Below are 16850 nucleotides of genomic sequence, written 5' to 3'. Positions count from 1 at the left end.
GTACCCCCCGGGGGTATTCAGCAGCTACATGTATACCCCTAGGGGGTACACGAAGCAAGGAGCCGACCCACCGGCTCACATACGGGAGGGGGGTATCTGACGTGCGGGAACCCTCAGTGCACGTACGCAGAGCACGTACCCGGTGCGCGTACTCAGTGCGTGCCGAGACCGTCCAGCAGGCCGGTGACCTGCGAGTGGACGACGTCCCACGCGGCGGCCGGCAGATCACCGAGGGCCGTACCGCGCAGCCCGCTCAGGACCTCCGCCGCGTCGACGGCGCGCGGGACGCTTCCGCTGAGCACGTCGTAGCCGTCGCGGACGGCGACCCGCAGACGATCGCCGTCGTCCTCGGTGTGCACCGCCGAGGCGACCACGAGGGGCGGAGGTCCGCCCGCCTCGGCGTCCAGCTTGCGGTAGGCGCAGGCGACCGGCTCGCGCCAGCGGAGGCTGAGCAGGACGGGCCGCTTGGCCACCACCTCGGACAGGTCCGCCTCACGGACGCCCTCGGGCTCCAGCACCGTCGCCCGGGCGTCGAGGACGAGCGTGGCGGGCAGCAGGCAGCGCAGCGCGCTGCCGACGAGGTTGCCGCCGACCGTCGCCGTGCGGCGCACGGCCCCGGTGCCCACGGTGGCGGCGGCGAGGCGCAGTACCCCGGGAACCCGCTCGTCGATCCGCTGCAGCACCACGGCGCCGCCCACGGTCCGCCGCCCCACGACGTTGGCCTCCGGCAACTCGCGCAGTGACATGGCCAGTTCGGGGAATCCGTCGCGCTGCCAGGTGGCCCAGACGAGAGTCGCCCCGCCGATCGGCACAGCCCCCTGCGCCAGACACTCCCGTGCTTCGGACACGGACGTGGGCAGACGCAACAGCACAGCGACCGACCTGCCTTCCTGGGACGCCGGACGAAGGCGGTGGGCAGTACCGCGGTCCCCTGCCCGCCGGCAGGCAGTCTTCCCTCCCCGACGGGGGCGCGCACAGGGCTCACGCGAGCACATGGCACGCCGGCGGCCGCGCCCCGGCGCATATCCCGGCCGCATACCCACCCGCTCCGAACCGGTCGGCCGCCGTCGCCCGTTCGCCGCGAGTCGAGGGCCGCACGATGTGCGCTTACGATGGGCACATCGGCTCGCAGGGCCTGAACGAGGGCCTCGAACCTTGGACAAGAACCCTTTCCCGGGGCCCGGACGTTCAGTGGCACCGGCGCTCGCCGGCCGGGCACCCTGCGCGTCCCGACACGCGCGTCTCAGCATGCGCTTCTCAGCATCGCCAAGGAGCATCGCCATGGCCGCTCAGTCCAGCACGATCGTCCTGGAGCGCCCGGCGCAGGAACTCGCCGACGCGACCTCGAAGCACCCCTTCCTGTACGAGATGGAGCCCGCCGAAGCACGCAAGGTCCTCGACGACCTTCAGGCCGCTCCGATCGACAAACTGCCGGTCGACGAGGAGTGGATCACCGTACCGGCCTCCGTGGGCGACGTACGCGTCCGCATCGTCAGGCCGCGGGGCGTCACCGGAACGCTGCCCGTCGTGGTGTACATGCACGGCGGCGGCTGGGTGCTGGGCAACGCGGGCACCCACGACCGGCTGGTGCGGGAGCTGGCGGTCGGTGCCCGTACCGCCGTCGCCTTCGTCGAGTACACGCCCTCGCCGGAGGCGCGCTATCCCGTGGCCATCGAGCAGGGCTACGCGACCGCGCAGTGGATCACGCGGGAGGGAGAGTCGAAGGGCCTGGACGCCCGGCGCATGGCGGTGGCCGGCGAGTCGGTCGGCGGGAACATGACCGCGGCGCTCGCCCTGATGGCCAAGGAGCGCGGTGACGTCAGGTTCGTGCACCAGTCGATGTACTACCCGGTCACGGACGCGGCGATGGACACCGACTCCTACGACGAGTTCGCCAGCGGCTACTACCTCAGCCGCAGGCTGATGGAGTGGTTCTGGGACGCCTACACCACCGACCAGCACGAGCGCGCGGAGATCACCGCGTCCCCCAACCGGGCCACCACCGAGCAGCTCGCCGGACTGCCGCCCGCGCTGCTGCTCGTCGACGAGGCTGACGTGCTGCGCGACGAGGGCGAGGCGTACGCCGCCAAGCTCCGCGCCGCCGGCGTCCCGGTGACCACCGTGCGCTACGACGGCACGGTGCACGACTTCATGATGCTCAACTCGCTCAGCGACTCCAAGGCCGCCCGTGCCGCCACCGACCAGGCCGTGCGGTTCCTGCGGGACGCGCTCGGCACGGCCGACGCGCCCACCACCGGTTAGCGCCGGTCAGCGCCGGCCCGCGCGGGTGAGGAGCAGGGCCACGTCGTCGGGTTCCTCGGGGCTGCGCAGGGCGTCCAGCAGATGGTCGCAGGTCTCCTCCAGCGGCCCCGGTGGCCGCGTCAGGAGGCTCAGCAGCGTGGCCAGTTGCGCGTCGAGCGAGTGGCTGCGGGTCTCGACGAGCCCGTCGGTGTAGAGCAGCAGCCCGTCCCCGGGCCCGATCCGGAGCCGGGTGGTCTCGAAGGGCACGCTTCCCACCCCGAGGGGCGCTCCGGTCGGGAGGTCGAGCAGCCGCGGGGCGCCCGAGGCGGGGATGAGGACCGGCGGCAGATGCCCGGCCACGGCGACGCGGCAGCAGGCGCGGCGCGGGTCGTACACGGCGTACGTGCAGGTGGCGAACCGCTGCTCCAGCTCGCCCGTGATGCGGTCGAGGTGCGACAGGACCGCGGCGGGGTCCAGGTCGAGCGCGGCCAGGGTGCGGGTCGCCGTACGGAGCTGGCCCATGGTGGCGGCGGCGCCGCTGCCGCTGCCCATCACGTCGCCGATGACCAGGGCGGTCCTGTCGTCGGACAGCGCGATCGCGTCGTACCAGTCGCCGCCGATCCCGCAGACCACGGAGGCGGGCTGATAGCGGCAGGCGATGTCCAGACCCGGCCGCCGCGACGGCTCCCGGGGCAGCAGGCTCCGCTGGAAGTCCTCGGCGGCCGTCCGCTGGTTCTGGTACCAGCGGGCGTGGTCGATGCTGACGGCCGCGCGGGAGGCCAGTTCGAGGGCCAGGGTGGCGTCGTCGTCGCCGAACGGCACGGGACTGCCGCTGCGGGCCAGGGCCAGGGCGCCCAGGACACGGCCGTGGGCGACGAGCGGGACGGCCAGGCAGGAATGGGCGCCGGCCTCCGCGAGCGCGTTGGCGGCGTGCGCCGGGGCGAGGCGGGCGAGGTCACGGACGGCCACACGGGGGGCGAGGACCGGGCCGCCGGTGGTGATGCACCGGGCGACCATGTGGTGCGGCGCGAACCGGGCGACGTACCCGACGGGGAGGGAGACGGCGGGCTCCGGGTGGGCGACGACCGCGAGGGTGCGCATGGCCATCGGGCTGCCCGGTCTCCAGCCGGGCTCGCCGCCCTGGAGCGCCGCGTCCAGGAGGTCGACCGCGGCGAGGTCCGCGAGCTCCGGCACGCAGACACGGGCGAGTTCGTCGGCGGTGGTGGCCGGATCGAGGGTCGTCCCGATGCGCGCCGAGGCGTCGGCGATCAGAGCGAGGCGCTGCCGCGCGGCGGCGGCCTCGGCGGAGGCGCGGTGCTGCGCGGTGACGTCGATGAGTTCGGTCGCGACGCCGAGCGCCCGCCCGGCCCCGTCCTCCAGGCGGTAGTACGAGACCGACCACGCGTGCTCGCGGCCGGGGTCGGAGGGGGTGGGGGCGAGGATGAGCTGGTTCAGCAGCGGGTCGCCGCTGTCCAGTACGCGGCGCATCGCGGTCTCGACCCAGACGGCGTCCATGAAGCCCAGCACCTCACGGACGGTCCGCCCGACATGCTGCTCGGCGGACCGGCCGTTCATGCGTTCCAGCGTGGGGTTGACCACGAGGTACCGCAGGTCGGTGTCCACGATGCCAAGGCCGATCGGGGACTGCGAGACCAGCCGGGCGGAGAGCGCGAGGTCGCGTTCCATGGTCCGCAGAACGGCACGGTCGGCGGCGATGCCGAGCGCGTAGTAGTCCCCGTGCGCGCCCTCCAGCCGCATGTTGCGGAACTCCACCAGGCGGGAGCTGCCGTCCTTGTGGCGCACGGGGAAGGCCCCGGCCCACCCCGTGCCCTCCGTCATCACCTGGGTGAACAGCGCGGTGACGAGGTCCCGGTGCCGTTCGTCGACCAGCAGCCGGGCCGCGTACCGGCCCACGGTCTCCCCGGCGCTGTAGCCGAAGACCTGCTGGGCCTGCGGGCTCCAGAAGACCACGCGCCCCCGCGCGTCCAGCACCACCGCCGAGACGCTCAGCGAGTCCAGCAGGCCGCCGGACGGGGCCGCGGGCTCGTCCGGCGGCCCCGTGAAGGCTTCGGCAGACTCCACCGTCGACGCCTCCTCTCGCCTCGCCCCCGCGCTCACGGCCGAGACCGCTGCCTGCCCCACCATGGTCTCGCGCCCCGGCCGGGTCGGCAGGTCCGCCACCGGCGGCCCAGCGCCCGGCGGACCGCCCTCAGTCGATCCCGTACCGAGCCGCGATGCCGTCGATCACGAGTTCGAGGCCCTCCGTGAAGTGCTGCTCGTAGTCCGTGAAGATCTCGGTGCCTGCTGCGGCGGACAGCGGGAAGTCGGCCATCATCCGGGCACGTTCCGCGATGTCGTAGCCCTCGCGCCGCTCGTCGGGCAGCGGTTCGACGCCCTGCTCCTCGGTGACGAAGCCGAGGGTGTACAGATACGTGGTCGTGGTGGCGCGCACCGCCTGGGCGAGCGTGAAGCCGGCGGCCGTGAACAGGCGCAGGCTGTCCTCCATCTGCTCGGCGTGCTCCAGGCCCGTGAAGCGCGAGCCGCTGAAGACCTTCGCGCCGTCGCGGTAGCCGCGCAGCGCCTCGCGCAGACCGTGGTTGGTCCTGCGCAGCCGCTCCCGCCAGGTGTCCGCGGGGTCGAGCGGGGTCCGGGCGATCATCCGCCGGTACATCTGCGTGGCCATCTCGTCGAGCAGCGCCTGCTTGTCCTTGAAGTGCCAGTACAGGGCGGGTGCCTTGACGCCCAGCTCGCGGCCGATGGCGCTCAGCGTCAGGCCCGCCAGGCCCACCTCGTTGAGCAGGGCCAGGGCGGCGTCCGCGACCCGTTCGCGGTCGAGGGGCGCGCGTCGTTCCGTGTTCACGCTTGACAGCTTAACGGCATTAAGGCCATCGTCGTGGCGGACGGCACTTAACGGCGTTAAGGAGCGTGAGCACATGATCGAACACCGCACGACCGCACACCGCACGACCGCGCACACGGACGTCCTGATCGTGGGCGCGGGCCCCAGCGGGCTGACCCTGGGCATCGACCTGGCCCGGCGCGGGGTGGACGCGCTCGTCGTGGAGCGGGGTGACGGGCTGTTCCCCGGCTCGCGGGGCAAGGGGATCCAGCCGCGCACCCTGGAGGTCTTCGACGACCTCGGCGTCCTCGACGCGGTCCGCGCGGCCGGCGGCGCCTACCCGGTCGGGATGATCTGGCGGAACGGGGAGCGGGCGGGCGAGCACCGGATGTTCGACCCGGTGGAGGCGACCGAGGACTCGCCGTACGCGGAAGGCTTGATGGTGCCGCAGTGGCGCACCCAGCGGATCCTCCTGGAGCGGCTCGAGGAGCTGGGCGGGCGGGTCGCCTTCGGCCGGGAGGCGGTCGGCCTCGCTCAGGACGAGGACGGCGTGACCGTGCGCTTCGCCTCCGGTGCCGAGGTGAGGGCCAGGTACGTGGTCGCCGCCGACGGGGGCCGCTCGGCGGTGCGCCGGGCGCTCGGCATCGGCATGACCGGCGAGACGGTCGATCCGAGCCCGATGCTGGTGGCGGACGTCCGTATCACCGGTCTCGACCGCGACAACTGGCACATCTTCCCGGCCGGCGGCGAGAGCGGCGGCTTCATGGCGATCTGCCCGCTGGCGGGCACCGAGGACTTCCAGGTCGTGGCCGGGTTCCCGGAGGGCACGGCGGTGGACCTGTCCCTGGACGGCGTCCGCGAGGTCGTCGCCGCCCGCTCGCACCTCGCTCCCGAGGATCTGACCGAGGTGCGGTGGGCCTCGGACTTCCGCCCGCGGGCGGCGCTCGCGGACCGCTTCCGCGAGGGCCGGGTCCTCCTCGCCGGGGACGCCGCGCACATCCACTCGCCGGCCGGCGGCCAGGGCCTCAACACCAGCGTGCAGGACGCCTACAACCTCGGCTGGAAGCTGGGCGCGGTGCTGCGCGACGGCGTGCCCGGCTCCCTCCTGAGCACCTACGAGGAGGAACGGCGGCCGGTCGCCGCCGGGATGCTCGCCCTCTCCACGAGCGTGCACCGCGGCGAGACCCGCCGCGGCGGGGCGACCCGCCAACTCGGCCTGGGCTACCGGACCTCCTCCCTCACGGAGGAAACACGCCGCTTGCCCGGCCCGGTGCGGGCGGGCGACCGCGCGCCGGACGGGACCGTGGACGGCACACGGCTGTTCGACACGTTCCGGGGGCCGCACTGGACCCTGCTGACGACGAGCGCGGACACGGCACCCGAGGCGTACGGCGCGGGGGTGTTCCTGATCCGCCCGGACGGTTACGTGGGCTGGGCCGGCGAGACCGCGGACGGGCTGGAGGAGTACGCGAGGCGCGTGGGCGCCGAGGACGCGCACCGGATCCCGCGGCGACCCGCGCCGAGCGGGTGTCTCGGCTCACCATCCGAATGATGGACATGATCCGCCGCGACCCGGGAGGGACCCGTAGGCTGGCCCGTGCAGCTGGTTCGCCCCGTCCGCCAGGCGGGATGCGTCGCAAGAGGGAACCCGGTGGGAATCCGGGACTGCCCCGCAGCGGTGAGTGGGAACGACCGCCGTCATACGCACTGGACCCGGGAAGGGTCTGGGAAGCGACGGCCAGTAGGTGTCTCGTCCGACGAAGACGTGCCCGCGAGTCCGAAGACCTGCCAACTGCCCGTGCGCGAACCACTCGCGCGCGGACATCCCGGTGACCTCGAGGGCGGGTTGGGGCACCCCCGGACGAAGTCTGGGGGAGTACACACCGAACGGACGGCCGCGGGCCGGTGCCGTCCGGTTCCGTCACCCTTCGCGCCCCGTCCCGTCCCCGGGATCTCAGGGAATCGTCTCGCGAAGGAGATCTCCGTGACCACCAAGTCCGCAGCCGCGGCAGCACGGGCCACCGTGTACGGCTACCCCCGCCTGGGCCGGGGCCGGGAACTCAAGAAGGCCGTCGAGGGCTACTGGAAGGGCCGCGTCGACGCCGACGCCCTGCGCACCACGGCCGCCGAGCTGCGCCGCGCCAACTGGCGGGAGCTGGCCGGGGCCGGCGTGGACGAGGTCCCCACCGGGGACTTCTCGTACTACGACCACGTGCTGGACACCACCGTGATGGTGGGCGCGATCCCGGCCCGCCACCGGGACGCCGTCGCCGCCGACCCCCTGGACGGCTACTTCGCGATGGCGCGCGGCACCCAGGACGTCGCGCCGCTGGAGATGACCAAGTGGTTCGACACGAACTACCACTACCTGGTGCCCGAGCTGGGTCCCGACACGGTGTTCACGGCCGACTCCGCCAAGCAGGTCGCCGAGCTGGAGGAGGCCCTCGGCCTGGGCCTGACCGCCCGGCCCGTCCTGGTCGGCCCCGTCACCTACCTGCTGCTGGCCAAGCCCGCCCCCGGCGTGGCCGCCGGCTTCGACCCGCTCACCCTGCTGGACCGGCTGCTGCCCGTGTACGCCGAGGTCCTCGCCGACCTGCGCGCCGCGGGCGCCGAATGGGTGCAGCTGGACGAGCCGGCACTCGTCCAGGACCGCACCCCGGCGGAACTGAACGCCGCCGAGCGCGCCTACCGCGACCTCGGCGCGCTCACCGACCGGCCCAGGCTGCTGGTCGCCTCCTACTTCGACCGGCTGGGCGACGCGCTGCCGCTGCTGGCCAGGGCTCCGGTGGACGGGCTCGCGCTGGACTTCACCGACGCGGCGGCGGCGAACCTGGACGACCTCGCCGCCGTCGGCGGACTGCCCGGCAAGCGGCTGGTCGCCGGGGTCGTCAACGGCCGCAACATCTGGGTCGACGACCTGTCGGCGTCCCTGGCCACGCTCGGCACCCTGCTGGGCCTCGCCGACCGGGTCGACGTGTCCGCCTCCTGCTCCCTGCTGCACGTGCCGCTCGACACGACGGCCGAGCGCGACATCGAGCCGCAGATCCTTCGCTGGCTCGCCTTCGCCCGGCAGAAGACCGCCGAGATCGTCACCCTTGCCAGGGGCCTGACCCACGGCACGGACGCGATCGCCGCCGAACTCGCCGCGAACCGCGCCGACCTGGCCTCCCGCGCGCACTCCCCCATCACCCGCGATCCGCAGGTCCGCGCCCGTGCCGCGGCCGTCACCGACGCGGACGCCCGCCGCTGCCGGCCGTACGCCGAACGGACCGCCGCCCAGCGCGCCCACCTCGGTCTGCCGCTGCTGCCGACCACCACGATCGGCTCCTTCCCGCAGACCGGCGAACTGCGCGCCGCCCGCGCCGATCTGCGCGCGGGCCGGATCGGCACCGCCGGGTACGAGGAGCGCGTCAGGGCGGAGATCCGGGAGGTGATCTCCTTCCAGGAGAAGACCGGCCTGGACGTGCTGGTGCACGGCGAGGCCGAACGCAACGACATGGTCCAGTACTTCGCCGAGCAGCTCACCGGCTACCTCGCCACCCAGCACGGCTGGGTCCAGTCCTACGGCACCCGGTACGTCCGCCCGCCGATCCTGGCCGGCGACATCTCCCGTCCGGACCCGATGACGGTGCGCTGGACGACGTACGCGCAGTCCCTGTCCGACCGGCCGGTCAAGGGCATGCTCACTGGCCCGGTCACCATGCTCGCCTGGTCCTTCGTCCGCGACGACCAGCCGCTCGCCGACACCGCCCGCCAGGTCGCCCTCGCCCTGCGCGACGAGGTGAACGACCTGGAGGCGGCGGGTACTTCGGTGATCCAGGTGGACGAGCCCGCCCTGCGCGAGACCCTGCCGCTGCGCGCCGCCGACCGCCCGGCCTACCTGGCGTGGGCCACGGAGGCGTTCCGGCTCACCACCGGCGGCGTACGCCCGGACACCCAGATCCACACCCACATGTGCTACGCCGAGTTCGGCGACATCGTGCAGGCCATCGACGACCTCGACGCCGACGTCATCAGCCTGGAGGCCGCCCGCTCCCACATGCAGGTCGCCCGCGAACTCGCCGCGCACGGCTACCCGCGCGAGGCCGGGCCCGGTGTCTACGACATCCACTCCCCGCGCGTCCCGAGCGCCGAGGAGACCGCCGAGCTGCTGCGCACCGGTCTTGAGGCCATCCCCGCCGAACGGCTGTGGGTCAACCCCGACTGCGGTCTGAAGACCCGCGGCTGGCCGGAGACCCGGGCCTCCCTGGAGAACCTGGTCGCGGCGGCGCGCACCGTGCGCGGTGAGGTGTCGTAGGACTCCCCGGCGTGTCCTGTCCGCTCCGGCCGGTGCCCCCGGCCGGAGCGGACGTGAGTCCCGGCCGTGACCGGGAGCCGGGCACGGGCCGCTGACGTGGCCCGTCGAGGCAGTGGAATATTCAACCAACCGTGCCGGTTGTGGCAGCCGGTGGCTTCGGAGCGAGGCACCGGAGGAGGTCACGAGTGGACACGACGTACTACGAGCACGGAACGCCGGCGGAGCGCTGGGAGCGGGCGCGGATGTTCTTCGACGCCCGGGACTACGCCGCCGCGGCCCGCGTGCTGGACGGGCTGGTCGAGGAGGTGCCGGAGCAGACCGGGCCCCGGCTGCTGCTGGCGCGTGCCTACTACCACTCGGCCCAACTGCGCCGGGCCGAGGAGGAGTTGCGCGTCATCGTCGAGCGCGACCCGGTGGAGCACTACGCCCGGCTGATGCTCGGCCGCACCCTTCAGCGGCAGGGTCGCCGGGACGAGGCGGAGACGCACCTGCGTATCGCCTCCGCCCTGGCGGGCGACCTCCCGTACATCACAGCGGGTGGAGGTGCAGGAACAGGGTGACCGCGGAGTGCGCCGAGAGCACCGCGGACACCACCGCACCGGCGGCGGCGCCCCACACTGCGGCGCCGACCGCCGTGCGGACCGACGGCCGGTGCCGGTCCGCCGGTGGCGGCGCCAGCAGGGCGGCGACCCGGCGCGGCACCGGGCCGCCGGCCACTGCGGCGAGGTGGGGCGCGGGGGCGCCGGACGACAGGAGGGCCGCCTTGCCGACCGCCCGCGCCACCACGCGCCGGTCGCCGACCGCGCGGGCCGCCTCCTCGTCGGCCCAGCGTTCGGCGGTGTAGACGACGGCGGAACGCAGCGGCCGCAGCAGGGGGTTGGCGCAGGCCGCCAGGTGGACGGTGAGCAGGTGACGGTGGTGGCGGGCCGCCAGGTGGGCGCGTTCGTGTGCGAACAGGGCACGCCGTTCGTCCGCGGTGAGGCCGTTCAGAAGGGCCGTGGTGACGACGATCCGGTCCCGGCTGCCGGGCAGGGCGTAGGCGTACGGCGCGCTGTCGGGCAGGACCACGACGGGTGCGCCGCGCAGCCCGGTCAGGGCCCGGCGGGCCCGGCGGGCCACCCGCCGGTGGCGCCACAGGGTGCGCCCGCAGGCCGCCACGACCAGTCCCAGGGCCGGGATCGCCGCCCGTCCCGTGACCCGGTCGCGTGAGACGGCCGACCTGAACCCGGGATCGGCCCAATCGTCCGGGACCGGGCCACCGGTCAGCTCCGCGGCGCCGACGACCGTGAGCAGGGCGAGGCACAGCGTGCTGCATCCGCCCATGACGGCGGCCACCCAGGTCAGCAGCCGGGTGGCCGTACGCGGATGCAGGCGCGGTGCGGTCAGGCGTGCGGCGGGCCAGGCGGACAGCGGCAGCACCAGCGGCAGTAAGACGTAGAGCCCCATGAGGCGTCAGTGTCCCGTACCGTCGCCCCTCGGGTGGCGGGCGCCGTCGTCGTCCGTGGCCTCCGCCGCGTCCAGCAGTGCGCGCAGCAGCTGCTCGTCGCCGGGCGGCAGCGCGGTGACGAAGCTGGTCAGCACCGCCTCGCGGTCCCTTTCGCCGTCCAGCAGGCGGCGCATCCGGAGCGCCGCGAGGCGGGCGACGTCCGCGGTCGGGGTCCACACGAAGGAGCGGCCGCGGCGCTCGCGGGAGACGACGTCCTTGGCGAGCAGCCGGGTCAGGATGGTGACCACGGTGGTGTAGGCGAGGTCGCCGCCGAGCCGCTGCCGCACCCAGGCCGCGGTGACCGGTCCGTCCGCCTCGCGGAGCGCGCCGAGCACCTGGACCTCCAGTTCGCCCTGCCCGCGCCGGGCGCGCCGGTGTGGCGTCGTCATATACGTCTCCCTCCGGCGTCGGCGTGTCGCACCACGCTACTTCACACCGGGCCCGGCCCTGCCGGACGCCGTGGCATCCTGGCGTGATGGCTTCCCCCCGTGCGCGTACGCCCCTGGCCGAGCAGGTCGACGAACTCCTCGCCGACGGCGGCCCGTTGCCCATCGTCGCCGCCGGCGACCCGGTGCTGCGGCGCCCCGCCGAACCGTTCGACGGCCAGCTGGAGCCCGCGCTGCTGACCCGCTTCGTCCAGGCCATGCGCCTGACCATGCACGCGGCACCGGGCGTGGGACTGGCCGCGCCGCAGGTCGGGGTGGGCCTGCGGATCGCGGTCGTGGAGGACCCGGCGCCGGTGCCGGAGGAGGTGCGCGTGGCGCGCGGACGGACGCCGCTGCCCTTCCGGGTGCTGGTCAACCCGTCGTACGAGGCCGTCGGCACCGGGCGGGCCGCGTTCTACGAGGGCTGCCTGAGCGTTCCGGGCTGGCAGGCCGTGGTGGCACGGCACGCCCAGGTCCGCCTGCGGGCCCTGGACGAGCACGGGCAGGGGGTGGACGAGGTGCTCTCGGGCTGGCCCGCCCGGATCGTCCAGCACGAGACCGACCACCTCGAAGGCACCCTCTACCTCGACCGTGCCGAGCTGCGCTCCCTGTCCTCCAACGACGCGATGGCCCAGCGCTGGGCCCAGCCGACCCCGGAGCGGGCCGCGCGGGCCCTCGGCTTCGAGCTGCCGTAGGAGCACGCGGGGCGCGCCGACGAGGGGGCGCGCCGGCGCGCGGTCAGCCCCGGTATGCCTCGAGGAGGCGGAGCCACACCTCGCTGATCGTCGGGTAGGACGGGACCGCGTGCCACAGTCGGGCGACCGGGACCTGTCCGGCGACGGCGACGGTCGCCGAGTGGAGCAGTTCGCCGACGCCGGGCCCGACGAAGGTGACACCGCGCAGGATCTCCTCGTCGAGGTCGACGACCATGCGGGCGCGGCCGCGGTAGCCGTCGCCGTACAGGCCGGCCCCGGCGACCGAGGAGAGGTCGACGTCGACGGCGCGGACCCGGTGGCCGGCCTGTTCGGCCTCGGCCAGGGACAGGCCGACGGCCGCGGCCTCCGGGTCGGTGAACACGACCTGCGGTACGGCGTGGTGGTCGGCGGTGGCGGCGTGCGCGCCCCACGGGTCCGTCGCCAGCAGGGGCACCCCGGCCGCGCGGGCACCGATCGTGTCGCCCGCGATCCGGGCCTGGTACTTGCCCTGGTGGGTGAGGAGCGCCCGGTGGTTCACGTCGCCGCACGCGTACAGCCACGTGCTGCCGTGCACGCGCAGGGTGTCGTCGACCGGCAGCCAGGAGCCGGGCTCCAGGCCCACCGTGTCCAGGCCGATGTCGTCGGTGTGCGGCGCGCGGCCGGTGGCGAAGAGGATCTCGTCGGCCTCGATGCGGTCGCCGGCGCCGGTGACGGCCACGACGGTGCCGTTCTCGCGGGTGACCGACTCCAACGCGGTGCCGGTGCGGATGTCGGCGCCGGCCTCCGTGAGGGCGTCGGCGACCAGTTCACCGGCGAAGGGTTCCATCCGGGACAGCAGCCCCTTGCCCCGGACCAGGACGGTGACCTGCGAGCCGAGCGCCTGGTACACGGTGGCCATCTCGGTGGCGACCACACCGCCGCCCACGACGATCAGCCGCCCCGGCACGTGCTCGGAGCTGGTGGCCTCGCGGCTGGTCCACGGCTTGACGGCGTCGAGTCCGGGCAGGTCGGGGAGCCGGGCGCGGGTTCCGGTGCAGACGGCGACGGCGTGCCGGGCGGTGAGCGTCCTGCGGGTGCCGTCGGGGCCGTCGACCGTGACCGTACGCGGACCGGCCAGCCGCCCGTGCCCGCGGTGGAGGTCGGCGCCGATGCCGTCGAGCCACCGCACCTGGCCGTCGTCGTGCCAGTGCGAGGTGTACTCGTCCCTGCGGGCCAGGACCGCGGGGGCGTCGAGCGGACCGCGCACCGCCTGGCTCAGCCCCGGCAGACGGCGGGCGTCGGCGCGGGCGATGACCGGGCGCAGCAGGGCCTTGCTGGGCATGCACGCCCAGTACGAGCACTCGCCGCCGACCAGTTCGCTCTCCACGATCGCGGTGGACAGGCCGGCCGCCCGCGTGCGGTCGGCCACGTTCTCCCCCACGGGTCCGGCGCCCAGCACCACGACGTCGTACGCGATGGTTTCCGTTTCGGTCATGGGGTCAGTCTGGTGGGTGGTGTGCGCCCTGGCCACACGGGTACGTGCGCGGAATACCCATGGGATCGGCCGTGTTGTGCCCACGGCTTCGCCCCCACGCCAGTAAGCCGACACCCGGAAGCACCAGGAAGAGGGATACGACATGAGCAGCACCGTGGAGCTCACCAAGGAGAACTTCGACCAGACGGTCACGGACAACGAGTTCGTCCTGATCGACTTCTGGGCGTCCTGGTGCGGGCCGTGCCGGCAGTTCGCCCCGGTGTACGAGAAGGCGGCGGAGGACAACCCGGACCTGGTGTTCGGCAAGGTGGACACCGAGGCCCAGCCGGAACTGGCCGCGGCCTTCGGCATCCAGTCCATTCCGACGCTGATGATCGTCCGTGACCAGGTCGCCGTGTTCGCACAGCCGGGCGCGCTGCCCGAGGCCGCTCTGACGGACGTGATCGGACAGGCGCGCAAGCTGGACATGGACGAGGTCCGCAAGGCGGTCGCGGAGCAGCAGGGCGGTCAGCAGTCCGAGTGATCGGTGGCGCGGTTCAGCTGGACTCGCGGTGGACCACCGTCGCGCCCAGCACCGCGTGCCGTTCGGGCGGGGCCGCGGGGTCGCGGACGGCGCGGTCGACCAGTTCGGCCACGTCGCGCCCGGAGGGCAGGTCGATGTGGACGGTGCTCAGCCGGGGCCGGAGCAGCCGCCCGAGCATGAGGTCGTCGGCGCCGATCACGGCCGTCTCCTCGGGGACGCGTACGCCCGCGTCCTGGAGGGCCCGCATCAGCAGCATGGCGTACTCGTCGTTGTAGGCGAACACCGCGTCGAGGCCGAGGTCGCGCCAGCGGGCGGCGAGGTGGGCGGCGGACCGTTCGTCGTAGCCGAGGGGCAGTTCGGTGACGTCGCCGTCGGTGCCGCGCAGGGCCCGCCGTACGCCGGCGAGCCGGGGCCGGGAGAACGTGTCGAGCCCGGGTTCCTCGGGTACGACCACGCCGACGCGGCGCCGGCCGCGGGCGTGCAGGTGGGCGCCGGCCCGGTGGCCGACGCTCTCGTGGTCCATGAGCAGCGCGTGGGCACCCTCGACGGGCTCCGGGCCCAGGGTGACGACGGCACGCGCGCCGGAGCGTTTGAGCAGCTCCACCGCGGTGGGTCCGAGCCCCACGTCGGACACCAGGACGGCGACCGGGCGCAGTTCGGCCCAGGCCCGGGCGGCCGCGTCACCGGGCAGGCAGGCGGTGGCGTGCTGCACGACGGTGTAGTCGAGGAGGCCGAGCGCCCACTGGAGTTCCTCCAGGAAGCGGCTGTAGAGCGGGCCGGCCGGGAGGGCCGGGGCGGGCATCAGGACCATACGGCTGTGCCCCGCGCGCAGGCTGCGCGCCGCCGCGTGCGGCACGTAGCCGAGTTCCTCGGCGGCCTCGTGGACCCGGCGGCGGGTGGGCTCGCTGATGCGAACGGCTCTGGTGTTGTTCAGGACGTAGGAGACGGTCGCGCGCGAGACGCCGGCCAGTCGGGCCACGTCGGCGCTCGTGGGCACGGAGCGCGGAGCGGGCGTCGGGGGCGCGGCGGGTTTCGGAATCTGCACCATGACGTACCGCATCTTGGCAGAAGCCGGGGGCTGTCCGTCCGGTGAACTGCCGTATTCCAGACGGAAGTTGAAACAACAACATACGACGTTCGGGGTGGGGTGGGCGCGCGGAGGGCCGGTGGGCGCGGATCGCGTCGGCGGGCCGCGCCGCCCGTGCGGCGCCTGGGCCGGCGGACGGGGACACGCCGTCGGCGTCGACCACGTGCCGCACCCGCGCGGACATCACCGCGGGCCTGGCCGATCCACCGGGAACGGCGGCGCACCCGTACCGCCCGACCGGGTGACATCGAGACCGCCACGACCACGTCGGGTCGCCGGATACGGGCCGAGCCCGTCAGGGCGGCCGGACCCGGGTCCCCGCTGTCAGCAGGGCGGCTCCGTGCTGGTGATGCGCGCCACCACGTCGTGCCAGCCCGCCTGCAGCCGTTCCATCGGCATCCGGCACTGCCTGGTCAGATGGTGGATGAGGGCGGGGTCGAGGTAGCCCATCAGGGTGTGGGCGAGCAGTTCGCTGTCGGCGCCCGGTGCCGCCTGCCGCAGCAGCATCGCCACGTGGGCGTACTGGACCTGGCGGGCGGGTACGGCGAAGCGGCGGGCCGGGCCCGGGTCGGCCGCCAGTTGCAGTTCCAGCTCGTCGGCCGCGCGGCGCAGTGCCACGCAGCCGAAGGCCCGCAGCCGCTCGGCGGGCGGCGCGCCGGGGCCCATCGGAGGGGGCCCGCTGAGGAACGCGGCCTGGAACTTCCGCTCCGAGTGGTCCAGCAGCGCCCTGAGCAGACCGGTGCGGTCGCCGAAGCGGCGGAAGACCGTGCCCTTGCCCACCTCGGCCGCCGCGGCGACCGCCTCCATGGTGACGCCCGCCGCGCCGTGTTCCGCGACCAGGCGCGCGGCGGCGTCCAGCAGGCGGGCGCGGTTGCGGGCCGCGTCGGCCCGCAGGCACGGCTCGTCCCCGCCGGTGCCGAATTCGAGCAGCACCGGCTGCGCCGACAGCTCCCGGGGCTCCTGAGGTTCTTGAGGCTCCTGGGGCTTCGGAGGGGGCGGCAGGGGGCGGGACATGGAGACAGCGTAAGGCATCGGGAACAGAACTGGACCGTGGTCCGCTTATGGTGGTAGAAAAATAAACGGACCTCGGTCCGGATCCTTAACGCCATTGTGTCACCCCCCTTGGAGTCCCCCATGTCTGTCCGCATCCTCGCCCTCGTCGGCAGCCTCCGCGCCGGCTCGCACAACCGCCAGCTCGCCGAGGCCGCCGTCAAGCTCGCCCCCGCGGGCGCCGAGGTCGAGCTGTTCGAGGGCCTGGCCGAGGTCCCGTTCTACAACGAGGACCTCGACGTCGAGGGCAGCGTGCCGGCCGCCGCCGCCAAGCTGCGTGAGGTCGCCGGTACCGCCGACGCCTTCCTGCTGTTCTCCCCCGAGTACAACGGCACCATCCCGGCCGTCCTGAAGAACGCCATCGACTGGCTGTCCCGCCCGTACGGCGCCGGCGCCTTCGTGGGCAAGCCCGTCGCCGTCATCGGCACCGCCTTCGGCCAGTACGGCGGCGTGTGGGCGCAGGACGACACCCGCAAGGCCGTGGGCATCGCCGGCGGCAAGGTGATCGAGGACATCAAGCTCTCCATCCCCGGCTCCGTGACCCGCTTCGCCGAGACCCACCCGGTCGACGACGCCGAGGTCGCCGCCCAGCTCACCGAGGTCGTCGCGCGCCTGCACGGCCACACCGGTGACGTGGCTGCCGCCTGAGCACCCCCGGGAGGGGCCGGCGCCCGTCGGGCGCCGGCCCCTCCCGGCTTTTCAAGAGCGGGCCCTTCACCAGCCCGCTCTCCGC

Annotated in this window: 14 protein-coding genes, 1 pseudogene and 1 riboswitch; of the genes and pseudogenes, 7 read left to right on the top strand and 8 right to left on the bottom strand. The window is 74.0% G+C overall.

What is annotated here, in order from left to right; all coding sequences use genetic code 11:
* Nucleotides 1-152 precede the first annotated feature (152 nt).
* On the bottom strand, nt 153-872 hold the full coding sequence (locus tag ACIP4X_RS16915; protein ID WP_358729820.1) for an FAD binding domain-containing protein: 720 nt from the start codon (nt 870-872) through the stop codon (nt 153-155).
* Between the two features lie 409 nt (nt 873-1281).
* On the opposite strand from ACIP4X_RS16915, the gene ACIP4X_RS16910 reads away from it, so the two are divergent.
* On the top strand, nt 1282-2262 hold the full coding sequence (locus ACIP4X_RS16910; protein WP_358729821.1) for an alpha/beta hydrolase fold domain-containing protein: 981 nt from the start codon (nt 1282-1284) through the stop codon (nt 2260-2262).
* 6 nt (nt 2263-2268) lie between these two features.
* On the opposite strand, the gene ACIP4X_RS16905 is transcribed toward ACIP4X_RS16910, so the two are convergent.
* Together ACIP4X_RS16905 and ACIP4X_RS16900 are read right to left on the bottom strand one after the other, a co-directional pair.
* Nucleotides 2269-4323: a SpoIIE family protein phosphatase gene (locus ACIP4X_RS16905; protein ID WP_391454578.1), complete on the bottom strand. Its 2055-nt coding sequence runs from the start codon at nt 4321-4323 to the stop codon at nt 2269-2271.
* 127 nt (nt 4324-4450) lie between these two features.
* The gene (locus ACIP4X_RS16900) at nt 4451-5101 is read right to left on the bottom strand and encodes a TetR/AcrR family transcriptional regulator C-terminal domain-containing protein (RefSeq protein ID WP_391454579.1); all 651 of its coding nucleotides are present in this window, start codon (nt 5099-5101) and stop codon (nt 4451-4453) included.
* Between the two features lie 73 nt (nt 5102-5174).
* On the opposite strand from ACIP4X_RS16900, the gene ACIP4X_RS16895 reads away from it, so the two are divergent.
* The 3 genes from ACIP4X_RS16895 (at nt 5175) to ACIP4X_RS16885 (ending at nt 9937) form a co-directional block, all read left to right on the top strand.
* Nucleotides 5175-6632 carry an FAD-dependent monooxygenase gene (locus tag ACIP4X_RS16895; RefSeq protein WP_391454580.1) on the top strand — a complete coding sequence of 486 codons (1458 nt, stop codon included), beginning with the start codon at nt 5175-5177 and terminating at the stop codon, nt 6630-6632.
* 35 nt (nt 6633-6667) lie between these two features.
* Nucleotides 6668-6888: riboswitch (cobalamin riboswitch) on the top strand.
* 176 nt (nt 6889-7064) lie between these two features.
* A complete protein-coding gene (gene metE / locus ACIP4X_RS16890) occupies nt 7065-9377 on the top strand; it encodes a 5-methyltetrahydropteroyltriglutamate--homocysteine S-methyltransferase (protein ID WP_391454581.1) in 2313 nt (770 codons plus the stop codon).
* Nucleotides 9378-9562: 185 nt separating this feature from the next.
* Nucleotides 9563-9937: a tetratricopeptide repeat protein gene (locus ACIP4X_RS16885; RefSeq protein ID WP_358729826.1), complete on the top strand. Its 375-nt coding sequence runs from the start codon at nt 9563-9565 to the stop codon at nt 9935-9937.
* Here the strand turns inward: ACIP4X_RS16885 and ACIP4X_RS16880 are convergent.
* Entirely contained in the window at nt 9906-10823 is a 918-nt protein-coding gene (locus ACIP4X_RS16880) for a M56 family metallopeptidase (protein WP_358729827.1), read from the bottom strand. The genes ACIP4X_RS16885 and ACIP4X_RS16880 overlap by 32 nt on opposite strands.
* Before the next feature lie 6 nt (nt 10824-10829).
* Complete coding sequence (locus tag ACIP4X_RS16875) at nt 10830-11252, bottom strand: BlaI/MecI/CopY family transcriptional regulator (protein WP_358729828.1); 423 nt, start codon at nt 11250-11252, stop codon at nt 10830-10832.
* An 86-nt stretch (nt 11253-11338) separates the two neighbouring features.
* Here ACIP4X_RS16875 and ACIP4X_RS16870 point away from each other — a divergent pair, with 86 nt between their 5' ends.
* The gene (locus tag ACIP4X_RS16870) at nt 11339-11983 is read left to right on the top strand and encodes a peptide deformylase (RefSeq protein ID WP_391454582.1); all 645 of its coding nucleotides are present in this window, start codon (nt 11339-11341) and stop codon (nt 11981-11983) included.
* A 43-nt stretch (nt 11984-12026) separates the two neighbouring features.
* Here the strand turns inward: ACIP4X_RS16870 and ACIP4X_RS16865 are convergent, their stop codons facing one another.
* Nucleotides 12027-13457 (bottom strand): NAD(P)/FAD-dependent oxidoreductase, encoded by a 1431-nt coding sequence (locus ACIP4X_RS16865; RefSeq protein WP_358729830.1) that lies wholly within the window; start codon nt 13455-13457, stop codon nt 12027-12029.
* Nucleotides 13458-13587: 130 nt separating this feature from the next.
* On the opposite strand from ACIP4X_RS16865, the pseudogene trxA reads away from it, so the two are divergent.
* A pseudogene (trxA, locus tag ACIP4X_RS16860) lies at nt 13588-13980 on the top strand (thioredoxin); the annotation flags it as partial.
* 13 nt (nt 13981-13993) lie between these two features.
* On the opposite strand, the gene ACIP4X_RS16855 reads toward trxA, so the two are convergent.
* Both ACIP4X_RS16855 and ACIP4X_RS16850 read right to left on the bottom strand, forming a co-directional pair.
* A complete protein-coding gene (locus tag ACIP4X_RS16855) occupies nt 13994-15028 on the bottom strand; it encodes a substrate-binding domain-containing protein (protein WP_391454583.1) in 1035 nt (344 codons plus the stop codon).
* A 363-nt stretch (nt 15029-15391) separates the two neighbouring features.
* Entirely contained in the window at nt 15392-16081 is a 690-nt protein-coding gene (locus ACIP4X_RS16850; protein WP_391454584.1) for a TetR family transcriptional regulator, read from the bottom strand.
* A 120-nt stretch (nt 16082-16201) separates the two neighbouring features.
* Between ACIP4X_RS16850 and ACIP4X_RS16845 the strand changes: the two genes are divergently transcribed.
* Entirely contained in the window at nt 16202-16765 is a 564-nt protein-coding gene (locus tag ACIP4X_RS16845; RefSeq protein WP_358729833.1) for an NAD(P)H-dependent oxidoreductase, read from the top strand.
* Nucleotides 16766-16850 lie beyond the last annotated feature (85 nt).

Source organism: Streptomyces sp. NPDC088817 (assembly GCF_044750345.1).
Classification (GTDB): domain Bacteria; phylum Actinomycetota; class Actinomycetes; order Streptomycetales; family Streptomycetaceae; genus Streptomyces.
This window is presented reverse-complemented; position numbering and strand designations above follow the sequence as displayed.